At 55.5% G+C, this 18,000-nt stretch carries 17 protein-coding genes; 13 read left to right on the forward strand and 4 right to left on the reverse strand.

Annotated features, from left to right (window positions below):
• Positions 1-124: 124 nt before the first annotated feature.
• From ABLO27_RS21070 to ABLO27_RS21100, 7 genes are all read left to right on the forward strand, one after another.
• Positions 125-580, forward strand: coding sequence for a YHS domain-containing (seleno)protein (locus tag ABLO27_RS21070; RefSeq protein WP_353035450.1), 456 nt, complete (start codon positions 125-127; stop codon positions 578-580).
• A 167-nt stretch (positions 581-747) separates the two neighbouring features.
• On the forward strand, positions 748-1,392 hold the full coding sequence (gene chpT / locus ABLO27_RS21075) for a histidine phosphotransferase ChpT (RefSeq protein WP_352942001.1): 645 nt from the start codon (positions 748-750) through the stop codon (positions 1,390-1,392).
• A 133-nt stretch (positions 1,393-1,525) separates the two neighbouring features.
• Positions 1,526-4,318, forward strand: a complete 2,793-nt coding sequence (locus tag ABLO27_RS21080) for a hybrid sensor histidine kinase/response regulator (RefSeq protein ID WP_353035452.1) — start codon at positions 1,526-1,528, stop codon at positions 4,316-4,318.
• Positions 4,315-4,806 (forward strand): chemotaxis protein CheW, encoded by a 492-nt coding sequence (locus ABLO27_RS21085; protein WP_352941996.1) that lies wholly within the window; start codon positions 4,315-4,317, stop codon positions 4,804-4,806. The genes ABLO27_RS21080 and ABLO27_RS21085 overlap by 4 nt, the downstream gene beginning before the upstream one ends.
• A 36-nt stretch (positions 4,807-4,842) precedes the next feature.
• Entirely contained in the window at positions 4,843-5,208 is a 366-nt protein-coding gene (locus ABLO27_RS21090) for a response regulator (RefSeq protein WP_352941994.1), read from the forward strand.
• A 20-nt stretch (positions 5,209-5,228) separates the two neighbouring features.
• On the forward strand, positions 5,229-6,449 hold the full coding sequence (locus tag ABLO27_RS21095) for a protein-glutamate methylesterase/protein-glutamine glutaminase (protein WP_353035454.1): 1,221 nt from the start codon (positions 5,229-5,231) through the stop codon (positions 6,447-6,449).
• Positions 6,446-7,330 (forward strand): CheR family methyltransferase, encoded by an 885-nt coding sequence (locus ABLO27_RS21100; protein ID WP_353035455.1) that lies wholly within the window; start codon positions 6,446-6,448, stop codon positions 7,328-7,330. Before ABLO27_RS21095 ends, ABLO27_RS21100 begins: the two co-directional genes overlap by 4 nt.
• A 38-nt stretch (positions 7,331-7,368) precedes the next feature.
• Here ABLO27_RS21100 and ABLO27_RS21105 read toward each other — a convergent pair whose 3' ends face one another.
• Positions 7,369-8,286 (reverse strand): LytTR family DNA-binding domain-containing protein, encoded by a 918-nt coding sequence (locus ABLO27_RS21105; RefSeq protein WP_353035457.1) that lies wholly within the window; start codon positions 8,284-8,286, stop codon positions 7,369-7,371.
• Between the two features lie 312 nt (positions 8,287-8,598).
• Here ABLO27_RS21105 and ABLO27_RS21110 point away from each other — a divergent pair, with 312 nt between their 5' ends.
• The gene (locus ABLO27_RS21110; RefSeq protein ID WP_353035459.1) at positions 8,599-9,567 is read left to right on the forward strand and encodes an MBL fold metallo-hydrolase; all 969 of its coding nucleotides are present in this window, start codon (positions 8,599-8,601) and stop codon (positions 9,565-9,567) included.
• Between the two features lie 48 nt (positions 9,568-9,615).
• Here ABLO27_RS21110 and ABLO27_RS21115 read toward each other — a convergent pair whose 3' ends face one another.
• A complete protein-coding gene (locus ABLO27_RS21115; RefSeq protein ID WP_353035460.1) occupies positions 9,616-10,086 on the reverse strand; it encodes a TrmO family methyltransferase domain-containing protein in 471 nt (156 codons plus the stop codon).
• Between the two features lie 217 nt (positions 10,087-10,303).
• On the opposite strand from ABLO27_RS21115, the gene ABLO27_RS21120 reads away from it, so the two are divergent.
• Complete coding sequence (locus tag ABLO27_RS21120; protein ID WP_353035461.1) at positions 10,304-10,663, forward strand: VOC family protein; 360 nt, start codon at positions 10,304-10,306, stop codon at positions 10,661-10,663.
• Between the two features lie 100 nt (positions 10,664-10,763).
• On the opposite strand, the gene ctrA is transcribed toward ABLO27_RS21120, so the two are convergent.
• Complete coding sequence (ctrA, locus tag ABLO27_RS21125) at positions 10,764-11,456, reverse strand: response regulator transcription factor CtrA (protein WP_031270498.1); 693 nt, start codon at positions 11,454-11,456, stop codon at positions 10,764-10,766.
• Positions 11,457-11,828: 372 nt separating this feature from the next.
• On the opposite strand from ctrA, the gene fliI reads away from it, so the two are divergent.
• From fliI to ABLO27_RS21140, 3 genes are all read left to right on the forward strand, one after another.
• Positions 11,829-13,154, forward strand: a complete 1,326-nt coding sequence (gene fliI / locus ABLO27_RS21130) for a flagellar protein export ATPase FliI (protein ID WP_417714817.1) — start codon at positions 11,829-11,831, stop codon at positions 13,152-13,154.
• A 28-nt stretch (positions 13,155-13,182) separates the two neighbouring features.
• On the forward strand, positions 13,183-13,590 hold the full coding sequence (gene fliJ / locus ABLO27_RS21135; protein WP_352941973.1) for a flagellar export protein FliJ: 408 nt from the start codon (positions 13,183-13,185) through the stop codon (positions 13,588-13,590).
• Positions 13,591-13,800: 210 nt separating this feature from the next.
• The gene (locus ABLO27_RS21140; RefSeq protein ID WP_353035462.1) at positions 13,801-14,235 is read left to right on the forward strand and encodes a paraquat-inducible protein A; all 435 of its coding nucleotides are present in this window, start codon (positions 13,801-13,803) and stop codon (positions 14,233-14,235) included.
• Positions 14,236-14,317: 82 nt separating this feature from the next.
• Here the strand turns inward: ABLO27_RS21140 and ABLO27_RS21145 are convergent, their stop codons facing one another.
• Positions 14,318-15,391 (reverse strand): DUF2336 domain-containing protein, encoded by a 1,074-nt coding sequence (locus ABLO27_RS21145; RefSeq protein WP_353035464.1) that lies wholly within the window; start codon positions 15,389-15,391, stop codon positions 14,318-14,320.
• A gap of 293 nt (positions 15,392-15,684) precedes the next feature.
• Here ABLO27_RS21145 and ABLO27_RS21150 point away from each other — a divergent pair, with 293 nt between their 5' ends.
• Complete coding sequence (locus ABLO27_RS21150) at positions 15,685-18,000, forward strand: mechanosensitive ion channel domain-containing protein (protein WP_353035465.1); 2,316 nt, start codon at positions 15,685-15,687, stop codon at positions 17,998-18,000.

The raw sequence follows: 18,000 nt of genomic DNA on the forward strand, positions 1-18,000 counted from the left end.
GCTCTTGTTTTCAGAACGGTCGTGCCGCAATGCTAAACTGCAGCCGAAAAGTGCTGATTCGCATAAACTTCAGAATCATACATAAGCCGAATCGATGGAAAGCTGGCCTGAAAAAAAGACCTTGATGTGTCTTTCCATAGTATTGATCGCCGTTCTGGTGATTTTTGCGGGAAAAGGTATCGCACGTCCCCAGATTTTCGTTCCAGACCCAATCACCGGATACGCCATCGGTGGACACGATCCGGTCAGTTTCTTCGTGGACGGATATCCGCGAAAGGGAAACAGGAAGCACGAATACAAGTGGGGCGGCGCGGAATGGATTTTCGTCAACGAAGGAAATCTGGCCGCATTCAAGCGTGACCCACATGCTTATGCACCCAAATTTGCCGGATGCGGCGGATTTGCACTGTCTGAAGGTTTTGCAACGGCGGGCAGCCCATTCATCTACGCCATGGTCGACGGGCGGCTGGTGTTCTTCCACTCGGTGGTGAACAGATTTCTGTTTGTCGTCAACGGCTCGCAGCTGATGAAGGATGCCGAAGAGAACGCTTCCAGGGTCGGTTGTGAACCTGACCGCTAGGTAACCCTGCGGGACATCCGGGTCTCAAATCCGGCAAACTTTCATTTGGATGACCTGAAATGCGGCCGGACCTTACCTTGGCAGCGGCTTTCGGGATGTGTAACCCTTGGGCAGATTTTAGCGAATCATTGTTTCGCCGAGCCCATCAAGAAGAGCTTCATACTGCCATGTCTGCACTTAACGAGCTTTCCTCACTGGACCTTGCCGCGCTGGTTGCAAGCCGTGTCTGTCACGACATCATCAGTCCGGTTGGGGCAATCACCAACGGTCTGGAAGTACTGGATGAAGAAGGCTCGGAGGACATGCGCGAGTTTGCCATGGACCTCATCCGGAAGAGCGCCCGGCAGGCATCGGCGAAACTGCAGTTTGCACGGCTTGCATTCGGAGCCGCCGGATCCGCGGGCGCCGAGATCGATCTTGGCGATGCCCAGGTCGTTGCCACCGGGTTTATGGAAAACGAAAAATCCGATCTAAATTGGCAACTTTCGCGGCACCTCATGCCGAAGAATAATGTCAAGCTTCTCCTCAACCTGATCCTGATCGCCAATCAATGCGTGCCGCGCGGCGGTGAGATCAAGGTTGAAATGGAAGGCGAGCCACAGTCTCCGTCTTTCACCCTGACAGCCAGCGGTCTCAATCCGCGCATCCCGCTCGGGATGAAGGAAACCCTTGGCGGAGAAGAGCCGGAGCGTATCGATGCTCACTCCGTGCAACCTATCTATACTTTGCTGCTCGCTCGTGAATCCGGCATGGTATTAACAATAGATAAACAAGAAGAGTCGGTAAAAATTACGGCCCTTCCAAAGGTGTAAAAGAGACGAATAAAAGTCTCCGTCCGTTTCAGCGTATCTTAACTCTTTGCCGTCAACCTACTCTCATGGACTTCTCGGTCCAGACATCCCTTTCGGGATGCGGAACCAGTAACAAGTCGGGTGAGAGCAGGCCATGGACGACCTCCTCAGGGAATTCATTACAGAGACCAATGAAAGTCTCGATGTTGTTGACGTTGAACTCGTAAAATTCGAGCAGGAACCGAACAACGCTACTATTCTGGATAATATTTTTCGCCTGGTGCATACCATTAAGGGCACTTGCGGCTTTTTAGGCCTACCCCGGCTTGAAGGAATTGCGCATGCGGCTGAAACCCTTATGGGTAAATTCCGCGATGGCGCTCCTGTTACACAGGAAGCCGTGTCCCTTATCCTGATTTCAATTGACCAGATCAAGGATATCCTGGGTGAGCTGGAAGCCGCTGAAGGCGAAGAGCCGCAGGGTGACGACAGCGAACTGATCGGCAAGCTTGAAAACATGTCCGCAAAGGCGGATGCCGCGATGGCGGGCGAAGGCGTTGCCGAAGAAGAAGCTGAGGCAGAGGTGGCCGAGGCCGAGACTGCTGCCGACGAAGTGCCGGACCAGGCTCTGGAGCGCCCGCTGCGCCCGGGAGAGGTTTCCCTGGACGAGCTGGAACGCGCTTTCCGTGAAACAGAGATCGAAGTCGAGATAGCCGAACCGGAAGCTATTGAAGCTGAAGACGCAGTTGAGGAGGTCGAAGAACCTGCTCCTGCACCGGTTGCTGCCAAGATCGAGCCCAAGCCGGAAGCCAAGAAACCCGAAGCGAAGAAAGCCGGCGCTGAAGGTGGTGAGAAGAAAGCTGCCGGTGGCGGTGTGTCCAACCAGAGCATTCGCGTCGCAGTCGATACGCTGGAACACCTGATGACGATGGTGTCCGAGCTGGTGCTGACACGCAACCAACTCCTGGAAATCGTTCGCCGCCACGAGGACAGCGAATTCAAGGTTCCGCTGCAAAGACTGTCCAACGTCACTGCCGAGTTGCAGGAAGGCGTCATGGCGACCCGGATGCAGCCGATCGGCAATGCCTGGCAGAAGCTGCCGCGAATCGTTCGCGATCTCAGCCAGGAACTGGAAAAGCCGATCGATCTGGAAATGATCGGTGCAGACACCGAGCTGGACCGTCAGGTTCTTGAGATGATCAAGGATCCGCTCACTCATATGGTCCGCAACTCTGCCGACCACGGGCTTGAGCGTCCGGAAGATCGCCGCGCTGCCGGTAAGCCTGAAAAGGGTATCATCACCCTGGCTGCTTACCATGAAGGCGGCCATATCATCATCGAGGTCCGTGACGATGGTAAGGGCATCGACGTCGACAAGGTGAAGGCGAAGATGCTGGAACGTGGCCTGGCCACGGAAGCCGAAGTCGACAAGATGACGGATTCCCAGATCCACAAGTTCATCTTCCACGCAGGGTTCTCCACCGCGGCCGAAGTGACCAGCGTTTCCGGACGCGGTGTCGGCATGGACGTGGTGCGCAACAACATCGAGCTGATCGGTGGTACGGTTGACCTTCGCTCCACGCCGGGCAAAGGCTCCAGCTTCATCATCAAGATCCCGCTGACCCTTGCGATCGTCTCCACGCTGATCGTCGAAGCCGGCGGCGACCGTTTTGCAATTCCGCAGTTGTCGGTTGTCGAGCTGGTGCGTGTTCAGACCAATTCCGAGCACCGCATTGAGCGGATCAAGGACACGCCTGTCCTGCGCTTGCGCAACAAGTTGCTGCCGCTGGTTCATCTGTCGCAGCTGCTGGGCATCTATGAAGGTGAAAACGCAGACGAAGCCATCGATGCGGATAACGGCTTCATCGTCGTGATGCAGGTTGGCAGCCAGACATTCGGCGTAGTTGTCGACGGCGTCTTCCACACGGAAGAAATCGTGGTCAAGCCGATGTCGACCATGTTGCGCAATCTGGACATGTTCTCCGGAAACACCATTCTGGGTGATGGTTCGGTGATCATGATTATCGACCCGAACGGAATTGCAGGTGCGATGGCGAGCCACGCTTCCAGTGCAGTTGCCGAATCCCAGGAAGACGAACAGGAAGATCTGCAGCGCCGGGCCATGACTGGACAAACAGCGATTTCCCTTCTGCTCTTCCGCTCCGGTGCGCCGGAACCAAAAGCCGTTCCGCTGTCGCTGGTTACACGATTGGAAGAGTTCGAAGTTTCCAAGATCGAACGTTCCAACGGCCGCGATCTGGTGCAGTACCGCGGTGCGCTCATGCCGCTGGTCTACGTCAACGATGGTGATTGCCACAAGACGGAAGGCACGCAGCCGATGCTGGTCTTCTCCGACGCCGGTCGCTCAATGGGCCTCGTGGTCGACGAGATCGTTGACATTGTCGAGGATAACATGAACATCGAGGTCGGATCGGAACGTCCGGGTGTCCTCGGCTCCGCGATCGTGAAGGAACGTGCGACAGAGATCATCGATCTGGGCTACTATCTGCCTCAGGCCTTTGAAGACTGGTTCATGCGCAAGGAAATGGATATCGAAGCGTTGACGAAGAAAGTTCTCTTCGTCGACGACAGCTCCTTCTTCCGCAACATGCTGACGCCGGTTCTGAAAGCTGCCGGCTATGATGTGACCACTTGTACGGGCCCTCACCAGGCATTTGAGCTTCTGGAAAACGGTGACAAGTTCCATGCGATTGTCAGTGACATCGAAATGCCGGAGATCAACGGCTTCGAGTTCTGTGAATCGCTTCGCCGGGATCCACGGTTCCGCAACATTCCGATGCTGGCCCTGTCGTCGCTAGTGACGCCTGCCTCCATCGAGCGCGGCCGACAGGCTGGCTTTGATGACTATGTAGCGAAATTCGACCGTCCTGGCTTGATTGCCGCTCTGAAGGATGTCTTCTCCGGTGAGATGGGAGTAGCAGCATGAGTGTGCTGGAACACAAACTTAACCCGGATCAGGCCGCTGGCAATGACATGATCCAGTATGTGACGGTCGTAATCGGAGGCCAACTCTTCGGCCTTCCGATCTCGCAGGTACATGACGTGTTCGTGCCCGAAAGCGTCACGCGCGTACCAATGTCCGCGCCAGAGGTTCAGGGTGTCCTGAACCTGCGTGGCCGCATCGTCACTGCAATCAACATGCGACGCCGCCTGCATCTTCCGCCCCTGGAAGACGAGCAGATGATGGCCGTCGGCATTGAATACAAGCAGGAAAGCTACGGTTTGGTGATCGACACGGTTGGAGAAGTGCTGACATTGCCGGCTGCTTCCGCGGAATCCAACCCGTCCAACCTGGATCGTCGCTGGGCGGAAATATCCGGGGGTGTTCACCGACTGGACGGCCAGTTGATGGTCATTCTGGATGTTGACCGCCTGCTTGGCGCGATGTTCACCGAACCCATGGCAGCAGCATAACAAGGCCGAAATGGCCGATGAGTGGAGTTACGCCTGATGAAACAGTGCCTTGTAGTAGATGACTCAAGTGTCATCCGTAAGGTCGCCCGTCGCATTCTCGAGGACATGAACTTCGAGATCACCGAGGCCGAGGATGGCCAGCAGGCGCTTGACGAGTGCAGAAAGACCATGCCCGACGCAATCCTTCTGGATTGGAACATGCCGGTCATGGATGGTCTGGAGTTTCTCACCAGCCTGCGGGCTGAAGAAGGCGGGGAAAGTCCTGTCGTTGTCTTCTGCACTACCGAAAATGACGTCGCGCATATTGCCCGGGCAATCCGGGCCGGTGCCAACGAGTACATCATGAAGCCTTTCGACCGGGAAATTGTCGAAGCCAAGTTTCAGGAAGTCGGTCTTATTTAGTTTCGAGTTGGGCAGTCTAAATGGCATTTGCGCAAAGAAGTGTTTCTGCGGGCGCTAGCCCGGGTAGCGACCCGATTAAAGTAATGGTCGTTGACGATGCAGTGGTTATTCGCGGGTTGCTGACCCGCTGGCTGGGGGAAGACAAAGGCCTGAAGGTCGTCAGTTCCCAGCGAAACGGCAAACTTGCCGTCGAAGACATCGAAAAAAGCAATCCTGACGTTGTGGTGCTCGATATCGAGATGCCGGAAATGGACGGCATGACCGCTTTGCCGCTGATGCTGGCAAAGAAGCGTGATCTTGTCGTCATCATGGCGTCGACGCTGACACGACGAAATGCGGAAATCAGCCTGAAAGCCCTTTCGCTTGGCGCAGCGGACTACGTGCCGAAGCCCGAGTCGACTTCCGAGGTCACGACATCGATCGACTTCCGCCGGGAGCTGATCGAAAAGGTGAAGGCCCTTGGAGCGCGTGCCGTTCGCATGCGGGGACCGGCGCGCACGATGCGTGCGGAAACCAATGCCGGCCGAACTGCTCAACCTCTGAAACCGGTCTCCACTCGCCCGGCAACAGATACAAGAGCAAGCTTTCGTGGTGCTGCCCAACCGGCTGCGGCTGCAGCAGCCCCGAAATTCAAGACACGTCCCTATTCGTCGGCAAGGCCGCGCATTCTGGCGATCGGTTCCTCAACCGGCGGCCCGCAAGCCTTGCAGGAAGTGATGAAGGAAGTCGGTACGTCCATGAATGACGTTCCCGTCGTCATCACTCAGCACATGCCGCCGACATTCACGTCCATTCTGGCCGAGCACCTGGGCAAGGCAGCCCTTCGCCCGTCGAAGGAAGGCGAGGACGGTGAGGTCCTGAAGCCGGGCAACATCTATGTCGCCCCGGGTGGCAAGCACATGGTGCTGGAAAAGGATGCCGGTGCGGTGAAAATTCGCCTGACCGATGGTCCTCCGGTGAATTTCTGCAAGCCGGCAGTCGATCCGTTGTTCGACAGTGTTGCCAAGGCATATGGTTCGGCGAGCCTGGCAGTCATCCTGACCGGCATGGGCCATGATGGTGCCGATGGTGTGAAAACCATTTCTGCAGGTGGAGGCAGCGTGATTACCCAGGATGAAGCGAGCAGCGTGGTCTGGGGGATGCCCGGTGCGGCGGCCCAGACGGGTGTTTGCAGCGACATTCTGCCGTTGAAGGATATCGGACCGAAAATCGCACGCGTATTGAAGGGGAACACACGATGACCCCAAGCGAATTCGAGTTTCTGAAAACCTTCCTGAAAACACGCTCCGGTCTGGTTCTGTCCAATGACAAGCAGTATCTGGTTGAGAGCCGCCTGCTGCCGATCGCGCGCAATTCCAAGCTGGAAACCCTGAGCGCTGTTATCCAGACACTTCAGCGTGGTGGCAACCGGGCTCTTGAAACGGAAGTCATCGAGGCGATGACGACGAACGAATCGTTCTTCTTCCGCGACAAGACGCCGTTTGATCATTTCCGCGACACGATGCTTCCGGCTCTTCTGGAGAGCAGGGCAACGCGCAAGCAGCTCAAGATCTGGTGCGCCGCTGCCTCAACAGGGCAGGAGCCGTACTCTCTTGGCATCTGCCTGAAGGAAGAAGCTGCGAAAATGCCGGCCTGGCGGACACGAATCCTGGGAACCGATCTTTCCCAGGAGGTCCTGGAGAAGGCCAAGGCCGGTCTTTACAGCCAGTTCGAAGTCCAGCGTGGTCTGCCGATCCAGATGCTTTTGAAGTATTTCGAGCAGAAGGGCGACATGTGGCAGATCAATGCCGCGATGCGGGCCATGGTCGAGTGGCGTAAGCTCAACCTGCTGGAGAGCTTTTCGCATCTCGGTGAGTTTGACATCATTTTCTGCCGGAACGTGCTGATCTACTTCGATCAGGCAACCAAGTCGGAAATTCTCGGTCGACTGGCGAAGTCCATTCCCGACGACGGATATCTTGTCCTTGGTGCAGCCGAAACGGTTGTCGGTCTGACGGATGCGTTCAAGCCGGTGCCTGGCAAACGGGGCCTCTTCCAGAAAAAGCAGGCTGTTCAAGGCGCAACCGGTACCACGGCGAGGCCAAGGCTTGCGGTCGCAGGTGGCAGCGGCTTTCAACGCTGAGCGGATCCGGAATCAGGAATAAGGTGAATGGAAGGCGGTCAGCAGACCGCCTTTTTTCGTTGCTGGCGCTGAGCCATATGCTCATGAACCCTTCCGGCATGTTTTCGGCTGACCGGAACCCTGCTTCCTTCCGTTAGAACGAGCCAAAGCCGACCTTCTTCGCGCAGTGACCGTTCAATTGCCGAATAAGAAACCCAGTGGCTGCGATGAACCTGCATGCCGAGCTCGCTGGAAAGCTCCGAAACGATGTCATTGAAACGGTAAAGCACCATCCGGCTCTCCGTCCGGCCAACCAGTCTGACGTAGTGTTCCTGCGCTTCCACCCGCAGCAGCTCTTCCTCAAAGGGCCTCTCCAGATGCCGCAAGTAGCCGTTGGCGGGAGTTTCGGCATTTTCGACGTGGCCGATTGTTCCATCGTCAAAAAGCATCGTTTCACTCAAAGACACCTGGTCGGATCGATCCGAATGTTCTTCAAGACGTTGGGAGACTGCTGGTGCGGAAGAAGAAAACATCTTCGGTGCACTCAAAAGCAGGCAAAGGGCCAGATGATTGTCTGACAGATAGACCATCTCAAGCAGGAACGAGGTCACTCTGCTGCGTTCGGGTTGCGAGAGTTGCAAAGCTTCTGTTGCCGTTCCGCCAAGAACAACCATCCCTTCGAGCTCTGGTAGGCCGAGGATGAGATCGAGTGCGGTCACCGAAAGTGCAAATGGTACCAGGCTGACGCAGGCGGCCAGCACAACAGTAAGCCATTTGCGCTGACACAGGGCAGGCAACCTTGCAAGCAATTCGGCGAAGGCAACAAACAGGCCGGCCTCAATCAATATGCGAACCAGCCAGTAGGCATATTGTCCGGCAACCGACCAGCCTTCGGGTCGCTGTATCTGAGACGAGGCGAGCAGCAAGGCTGCGGCGATGGCAAGGAATGAAACCTGGATGAAGTAGCTGCGGGTCATGCCGGAATTTTCAATTATGAGTTACCCAAAGTATGGCGCAAGTGCAGCGTCATTCAAGAAGCATGAAATTCGTCCAACATAACTTACTGAAATTTAATATGAAAACTAAAGCGCTGCGGACGTTGGAGAAATCGAGAAATATTTTTCAGCTGACGAAGGTGTGGCTTTTCTTCCCGCTCAATTGCTCCAGTTTATGGAGGTGAATCGAGCTTCCTTCCGTGTGTTCTCTCGCATCTGTCCGGTCGTCTGACCAATCACGTGGGGGAGGGCCGCTCGTGAAATCAATCAATGGAATTCAGCTGGAGGTATCAAATGACTATCAAGGTGGAACTGACGCGCCGGGCCGCTCTGCTCGGTGCGGGTGGAGCTATAGCAGGAGCAAGTCTGGCGTCTTCTTCCTATGTACATGCCGCAGCTGAAAAACAGGGTAACCTGTCTGCACCTGTTGCGCGCTACACAGTCGGTGACTTCGAGGTCAACACATTGCTCGACGGTGCCGTCACCGTGGGCGAGCCCCAAAAGACATTCGGCATGAATGTCGATGCCGAAACGTTTACGACCCATTCGGCCGAGAACTTCATTCCGCATGACGCCTTCAAGGCCTATTTCACGCCGACTTTGGTCAATACCGGTCAGGAACTCATTCTCTTTGATACAGGCGTTGGTGAAGGCGGACGGCCTGCACGTGGCAACATGCGAGCGGCGCTCGAAAGCGCCGGCTACACGCCGGAACAGGTCGACACTGTTGTCATAACCCATATGCACCCGGACCACATTGGCGGCCTGATGGAAGGTGGCGCACCGGCATTTGCAAACGCGCGATATGTCACCGGTCAAAAAGAGTATGATTTCTGGGCGGCAATGGATCCCGAAGCCAACGGTGTCACAAAGCTGATGACCAAGAACGTGAAGCCACTGGCTGACAAGATGACGTTCGTCGGCGACGGCGATTCGGTCGCGTCGGGCGTAACAGTAATGGCCGCTCACGGACACACGCCGGGGCATACTATCTATATGCTGGAAAACAACGGACAGCAGTTGGTGCTGGCAGCAGATACGGCAAACCATTTTGTCTGGTCGCTGGCGCGTCCTGACTGGGAAGTGCGGTTCGACATGGACAAGGCGGCCGCGGCCAAAACCCGGAAGGATGTTTTTGGAATGCTGGCCGCCGACAAGGTTCCATTTGTTGGCTATCACATGCCGTTCCCGTCAGTGGGTTATGTCGCAGCCGAAGGAGATGGTTTCAGGTACGTCCCGGCCTCGTATCAGATGCACCTGTAAGGCCGTTCGCAATGCGTGAGAAAGGGCCGGCATTGCCGGCCCTTTCTCTTATCTGAATTCCGCAGTCCAGTTGAAGGTGCTTGCATCCTCATACCACTGTGGCCAATGACTGAAGTGATCGGGGATCCTGGCACTCCTTACCCGGTCGCTCGCCGGAAAATAGGGTTTAATGTCCAGGAGCGGTGTGCCGGGAACTGCGTCGATGAAAGGGACGATGAGCGTTCCTGTCGACTCGTTGACTTCGGCTAGCTCTACAATCGAGATACCAATCGGATTAGGCCTCGCAGGAGAGCGGCTGGCAAAGACGCCGGTATCCTGGTCGGAGGCGGTATAGGGTGCGGGCAAGATCATGGAGATGTCGCGACCGTTCTGGTCCAGACCGTCTGCCAGCCATAGAACAATGGCGTGGCTGAACCTGCAAAGTCCGAGCAAGCCAGCACGATAGGGGTCGTCCATGCTCAATTCAAAACCACGTGGGCTTGGGCGCACGGAGCCAATCACCGTCAATGAGGTGTTCATGGTGCTTTCCTTTTGAAGATTTTCAACGGTATCGGATCCGACGAAGGCAACCTGCGGATACTTTAATCAAAGAACAAGTGAAAAACGCTTGATGCGTGCTTTGCCGGATATCGGCGGCCCGAAGATGCGAAACACCAGATGAAACCTGCTGCAGGTGACAATTCCGGGTGGGCAGTGCCAGTATTGATTTGCTGGGGAACAAGCGCAGGAGGGGAGAGTGCAGAAGGCAATAGGAATTGGTGGCGTCTTTTTTCGGGCAAAAGACCCTGAAACCCTTGGTGAGTGGTACGAGACGCATCTGGGAATAAACAAGGCTCCGAAAGACATGGAAGCGACACCCTGGATTTCTGAGAGCGGTGTCACGGTCTTTGCCCCGTTTTCGGAGACGACCGACTACTTTCCGGAAGATCGCCAGTTCATGCTCAATTTCCGAGTAGCAGATCTGGATGCCCTGCTTGACCATCTCAGGGAAGCAGGTGTCGAAGTCACACGCGAAGAGACGATGGAGGGAATTGGCCGGTTCGCACGGATTCACGACCCGGAAGGCAATCCGATTGAGCTCTGGCAACCCGAGTAGTCATCGACAAGTGGTGCCTGTGGCGCGATCGTCACGAAGACGAGAAAAGAAAAGCCCCGGTGAAGACCGGGGCTTTTCCATTGAACTCTGATCAATCGCCTTAAGCGGCGGCTTCCACATCCGGCTCGCGCAGAACGTATCCGCGACCCCACACCGTTTCGATGTAGTTCTTGCCGGAAGTTGCAGCTGCCAGTTTCTTGCGCAGCTTACAGATGAAGACGTCGATAATTTTCAGCTCTGGCTCATCCATGCCACCGTAAAGGTGGTTCAGGAACATTTCCTTGGTGAGCGTGGTGCCCTTGCGCAATGAAAGCAGCTCGAGCATCTGATATTCCTTGCCGGTCAGATGGACGCGTTGACCGCCAACTTCGACGGTCTTGGTATCCAGATTGACCTTAAGGTCGCCGGTGACGATGACCGACTGGGCGTGTCCCTTGGAGCGGCGGACGATCGCGTGAATGCGCGCAACCAGCTCGTCCTTGTGGAACGGCTTGGTCATGTAGTCGTCAGCGCCGAAGCCGAGGCCGCGAACCTTGTCTTCAATACCGGCGTTGCCGGAAAGAATCAGAATAGGTGTCTTGACCTTAGAAACGCGAAGTGTCCGGAGAACCTCGTAACCGGACATGTCCGGCAGGTTCAAATCCAACATGATAATGTCATAATCGTACAGCTTGCCGAGGTCGATTCCTTCCTCGCCAAGATCTGTCGTGTAGACGTTGAAGTTCTCGGACTTCAGCATCAGTTCGATGCTCTGCGCTGTCGCGCTGTCATCCTCAATCAACAATACACGCATGCCAATCCCCTTATTCTGCCTTTCCTGGGCAAGTCGCAACGGCTCTGTCGGTGTGCGCTACGAAGGACTGTTGTTAACCCCGACTCAAAGCTATCGATTAATGGTTAACAAAATATGATTCGCAGCGGCAAGTTCCGGAGAAAGGAAACTGTGAACAACAGTCAACTTATTGAATCCCAAAAATAAACGCGGATTCACAAATCTTAATGTTGAACTTTAAGAAACGGCGCTAACCGATTCGGTTCAGATTCCTTTCAACAAAGCCGGTTTGACTTCGAAATGGCTCTCGCTTGTCAGCCTTCCAAAGGTTAAGATTAACCAGAGTCGTAAACGATCGGTTACCAAATCCGTTAACAATGAAAGGAATCTTCCGTGAAGGCGCTATTTGCCGGAATTGATTCGCTGATGCCGACCGAGATTTATGGCCGGGTTACTGCGGTTCAGGGCCTTCTTGTTGAGATCGCAGGGCCGATTCACGAAATGAGCGTCGGGTCGCGCCTTCTTATTGATAACGGTGAGGAAAACCCGAAAGTCCCTGCAGAAGTTGTCGGATTCCGGGACGGGCACGCCTTGTGCATGCCCTTTTCCGGGCTGGAAGGCGTTCGGATGGGCTGCAAGGCGGTGATCAGCTCCCGCGATAGCGTCGTTCGACCAGGAAATGCCTGGCTTGGCAGGGTGGTGAACGCGCTTGGCGAGCCGATAGATGGTAAAGGAGATCTTGCCAGTGGCGGAGTGCCTCGCAAATTGCGAAGTTCACCACCGCCCGCCTCTGAACGTAAACGAGTCGGCCCTCCGGTCGACTTGGGTGTGCGGGCGCTGAACACGTTCGTCACTTGTTGCGAAGGTCAACGCATGGGGATCTTCGCCGGCTCTGGCGTCGGCAAATCCGTTCTGATGTCGATGCTTGCCAGAAACACCGCATGCGACGTCGCAGTGATCGGCCTGATCGGCGAGCGTGGCCGTGAGGTGCAGGAATTCATCGAGGATGATCTCGGTGAGGAAGGCCTGGCGCGCTCCGTGGTCATCGTTGCCACATCCGATGAAAGCGTGCTGATGCGGCGGCAGGCGGCCTATCTGACCATGACGGTGGCGGAGCATTTTCGCGACGAAGGCAGCAATGTCCTTTGCATGATGGATTCCATTACCCGGTTTGCCATGGCGCAGAGGGAAATCGGACTGTCCATCGGTGAACCGCCGACATCGAAGGGATACACACCGACCGTATTTACCGAATTGCCGCGTCTGCTGGAACGTGCCGGTCCCGGCAAGAGCGGTTCCGGATCGATTACCGGGTTGTTCACGGTGCTTGTGGAAGGGGACAACCATAATGAACCGGTTGCCGACGCCGTGCGCGGTATCCTCGATGGTCACGTTGTCATGGAACGCGCGATCGCGGAGCGGGGGCGGTATCCGGCGATCAACGTGCTGAAGTCCGTTTCCCGAACGATGCCGCGATGCGTTCCGCCGGAACAATTGCCGGTTCTGAGGAAAGCAAAGCAATTGCTTTCCACCTATACTGACATGGAGGAACTGATCCGGCTTGGAGCCTACAGAAAGGGGTCGGATCCGACAGTGGACGAAGCCATCCACAGGTTTGCACTGATTGATGACTTCCTGAATCAGGGAAAGGATGAGGCGACGAACATTTCTGATGGATATCAGCAACTCGCCAACCTTTTGGAAATGACTCTGGGGTAGACTGCCCTTGTTAGGGGAGTATTGAGTAATGAAAACCCGAGACAGTTTGATCCGTTTGAAGCGGTTTCAGGTTGATGAAAAGCGGCGACAGCTTGCTCAGATTGAGAGCATGATTGCCGAATTCAACCGCATGGCCGACGAATTGGATGACCAGATCCGGTCCGAGCAGGAGCGGGTCGGCATCACGGATGTCACACATTTTGCCTATCCGACATTTGCCAAAGCAGCTGCTGATCGACGTGATAACCTGCGCAATTCCGCGCATGAGCTCGATGATCAGTTGCAGCGCGCCCAGGATGAACTCAGCGAAGCGATCGAAGAGCTGAAGAAGTTCGAACAGCTGGAAGAGCGTGATCAGCAACGTGAACGCACGGCCCAGGAAATCGCCGAGCAGGATCAGCTTGACGAAGTTGCTGCACGGGCAAGGGTGCGCTGACCGATTCTCGCATCGGCAAAACACCCCTGGACAGGAATTGCCGAGCGGTTGAACCGCTCGATACCCGATTGTCGGTCAGGCAATCGGGTTTCATGCCATGAGGAAGGTCGAATAGGATCGCACGGGGTCCATTGCGTTCGGGCGGCGCAAGGCCTATCTGCGTAGTCGTTCGCGCAAATTTGACTTCCTGCCCGGGGCACAAAATTCTTCATGCGTTTTTTTCTGGCATTGCTTCTACCGGTTTCGACATTTTCGTTCGCGCTCGGACTGACGCAGCCCTTGATGCGTTTTGAGCGACTTTATTTTCTGGAAGACCGGCCGACCCTGATTGAAATGATCACCGGACTTTGGATTGAAGGTGATGCTGTCCTGGCTGCCATCGTAGCGCTGTTCTCCATCGGCTTTCCGGCAGTGAAGATCCTGCTCATCCACATTGCCGTGCTTACAGGTGGCAAAACACGATCCCTGTCTCTCCTTTCCATGGTCAGCAAGTGGTCGATGCTCGATGTGATGCTCGTCGCTCTGGTTCTTTTTGCTGCCAAGACGAGCGGGCTGGCTGCAGCTGCAATCCTGCCGGGACTGTGGTTTTACGCAGCCGCCACCTTGTCGACCGCCGTCGCGGCCAGCCTGTGTTCAAGGGCCTGAGACGCCTCGTTCCCGGTTGACTGGCTGTCAATGTGGTCTGGCTGTTGATGTGTGAGCCGAACTGCTGCGTCGAAACGGCGTCTTAGCGCTTTTCTCTACGATTGGCCTGGAAATCGCCGCAGCGCGATTGCTTGCCTATCTTGTTCTTTTCCAGAAATTTGACGTAGGCAGCGGTCCATTCCGATCCTTGAGCCGACGGAATCTTCAAATGATCGCAGCGAGACTTGGCAAACAACGCGAAGGTCGGCGCCTGCAAGCCCGCCTTGGCGGCAGTGCGAACCACCAGGTCGGGTTTCCCCTTGAAGACTGCGTCCTTGAACGTTTTTTGCGCGATCCTGCCCCTGGCGCCGATCAGTTCCGTTGCGTGATTGAAACGGCCGTCCTGCAGTAGCAAAATGGCAAGTTCGTCAACACTTACGCCGGAGCGTTCTGCTTCTCGCCAAAGCAGGCTCATATCCGTGCTTTCAAGAGTTTGTCCAAATTCACGCCTGATGGTTTTCAGTCTTGCGAACTGCTCCCGCTGCTCGTTCGAAAGGGCAGCGTCAATGGTCTCCTGGAGACGTTTTCGGGTTTCTTCGTCGACCAGAGGAAGCATCGCGCGGCAGGCGGCAGCTGACAGGTCAGACCGGTAACTCAGATCCTTCAACAGGGCCTCGTCTTCTTGCGCAAAGGTGACGAGTTTGGAGATGGTGTTGCCGGACAAGCGAATTTCGTGATTGCCTGCCAGCGTTCTGCGAACGGTCTTGCCGCCACGTTCCACCATGCGGTCGGAGGCATCTGTTGCGAGATCGGGGCGCCGGGCCAGCGCCTGCAAATGTGCGTCGCTCAGGCTGGTGGCGAAGTGGAGCAGGTCTTCCCCGGTGAAAACGCGGCACCTGGTGAGAAGGAAGTTCGATACATCAATCTCATCTTCCGCCATTCTGCGTGCCAGGTTCAACGGCGCCTTCTGGGACGAGGAGATAGATGCTGCCAGTCTGGACCGATCGTTTAAGCGGCTAAGACCGTAGAGTTCGAGGATGACTTCGGAGAAAAGTTCCAGCTCGCGATCGGTCCGTTGCTCGAGGTTGGCGAGGACAAGGTCGCTTATGAGCGCAAACAGTCGTCTGCGCGCGTCGTCCGTGCCTTCAAGGGCCAATTCGATCAAGGATGTTGTCATCCTTCCTCCTCAACAGACCACTTTGAAGTCATATTGTTATTTTTACGTTACCTGTTGGTCTGAGGCGAAAGTATTGGCTCGTGAAAAACTACGGTTTTCGTATTTGTCATGGAAATGTATTTCGATTAAGTGACGCTGCGGAAATATTCAAGCTTTCTTAATTTTGTAATTCTTGTGGCGGTATGAAAGTTGTCGACTGACGAGCTCGAGACTTTCCTTCTCGCAAAGATCGTTCATATAGTCGGGACACGAATTCACAGCCCGGTACCGCGTTTTAGAGAAACGAGTTTGAAATGAAGCCTTTGCTCCGAAACCTCCTGCTTTCGCTGGGTCTGTTGCTTTGGGGCGTTGCAGCGGCAATTGCGCAGGACAAGAATGCAACGCAGGCAAATGCCTCCGATGCCGGAACTGCTGAAGTGCAGCAGGCTAACGAAGCTCTCATCAAGGTTCTGAACGATCCGGACAGCCGGGCCGCGTTGATCGATCTTCTCAAGAAGAGCGCCTCGCAGGGAGAGGGGGCTGCCGGGGTTTCTGGAACTACGGCGGAGAAATCCGGAGAAGCGACGTCGGGCACTGATGCTGCCAATGACGAAGCCGCGGAAAAGCAGAGCTTTGTCATTCGCGTCGGTGAATATACGCGTGCACTTGCGGATGAGGTGGGTGTCGTTATCGACCGGTCTCGCCATTCTCTGAAAGGGCTGCTTCTGGTTCTGCGCGGAGACATTCCTATCAAATGGGATAGAGTGCAGGAAGTTCTTCTGCAGGTGGCAATCGTGCTGGCGAGCGCCTATCTGGCCTTTTGGGCCAGTCAGTACATTGCCCGACTGCTCTATCCGAAACTGTCCGTTCGGGCGCGCTATGGCGGTGGACTTACCAGAAGCTTCATTCTGCTTCTGACATCCGTGATCGACACACTCACGGTCGCAATCGGCCTGGGCACCGGTTATTTCGTTGCCCTTGCCGGTTTTGGAGGATTTGAGGCCGGCGTCACGTTGCAGGAAAGTCTCGCTCTCAACGCCTTCTTCATAACGGGCATGGCCAATGTCTCGCTAAGGTTTGTTTTTGCGCCCCGGCGGCCCGAGTTGCGTTTGCTTCCCTTTGACGACGCGAGTTCCGATTATTGGTATTCCCGCCTGCGGCTTTACATGTACTGGATCAACTATGGGGTGTTCCTCGCCGTTCCGGTCGCCAACATTGCCGTTTCATTTGTTTTGGGGAACGCACTGAGGTTCCTGATCGTCCTGTGCGGCATGATCTACCTCATGGTTCTGATCAAGCGGAACCGGGTGCGGGTTCGCGAAGGCGCAAAGGCCTATGCACAGACAATGCATAGTTTTCTGGCGCAACGAGCGTTGTCGAACCTTGGAAATCTCTGGCACCTGGGTGCATACGGCTACATTATCGCGGTGTTTGTCGTCTGGGTCACGCGTCCGTTTGATGCCACAACCATCATTCTTCGCGCCACTGGGCTGTCCATCGTGACCATCATGGGCGGCATGGTGATCTCTCTGGTCATGACCAGGGCGATCAAGGGCGGTATCAGGCTGCCGCCGAACCTGCAGGAAAAACTCCCTGCGCTTCAATATCGTTTGAACGCATTCGTTCCCCGTCTCTTGAAGCTCATCCGCTTTGTTGTCTTCCTCGGAACGATCCTGTTGCTTCTTGATATCTGGGGCGTTCTGGGGGTCCTGGACTGGTTCTTCAGTGAAACGGGATCTCAGATCGTCAGCCGTTACAGCGCTGCTTTCTTCGTTGTGCTGGTTGCCTTCATTATCTGGCTGGCGGTCATGTCGTGGGTGGATCTGCGGCTTCAATCCAGGGCCGGATACATTGTCAGTGCCCGTGAACGGACCCTGTTTCAGCTCTTCCGCAATGCATTCACCGTGGTTATCATAGTCATGGCTGTGCTTCTCGCCCTGTCGGAAGTCGGAGTGAATATCGGGCCATTGATTGCCGGTGCCGGTGTCGTCGGTCTTGCCATCTCCTTCGGTGCCCAGACCCTTGTGAAAGACATCATTACCGGGGCATTCATTCAGATCGAAAATGCCATCAATGAAGGTGATGTGGTTACAGTTGCAGGCATTACGGGCACCGTGGAAGGGATCACCATCCGGTCCGTGCGCATGCGCGATCTCGACGGCACCACCCACATCATTCCGTTCTCGTCGGTCGACATGGTGTCCAACTTCATGCGCGGCTTCTCCTACCATGTTGCGTTGATCGGCGTTGCTTACGATACGGATATTGCCTACGCGAAAGACGCCATGGAAGAAGCCTTCCGGCGGCTCAAGGAAACGGACTTCGGACCAAAGATCTTTGGTGACCTGGAAATGCATGGCGTGACCAACTTTGGCGCCAGCTCGATTGACATTCGGGCGCGCATCAAGACAACTCCGGGAGATCAATGGTCCGTGGGGCGGGCCTATAATGAAATCATCAAGAAGGTTTTTGACGAGCGGAACATCGAGATTCCGTTCCCGCAAGTGACCTATCACGCAGCAACACCTCCTTTCGCAGAAGAAGAAGCGAAAGCGAAACAGGTTTCGAAGTCCAGACTAGGTGGTTCTGAATTGACGGATGATGCGCCGGCGGAAGACGCAGAACACTAG

Source organism: Roseibium sp. SCP15, assembly GCF_040329435.1.
Lineage (GTDB): Bacteria > Pseudomonadota > Alphaproteobacteria > Rhizobiales > Stappiaceae > Roseibium.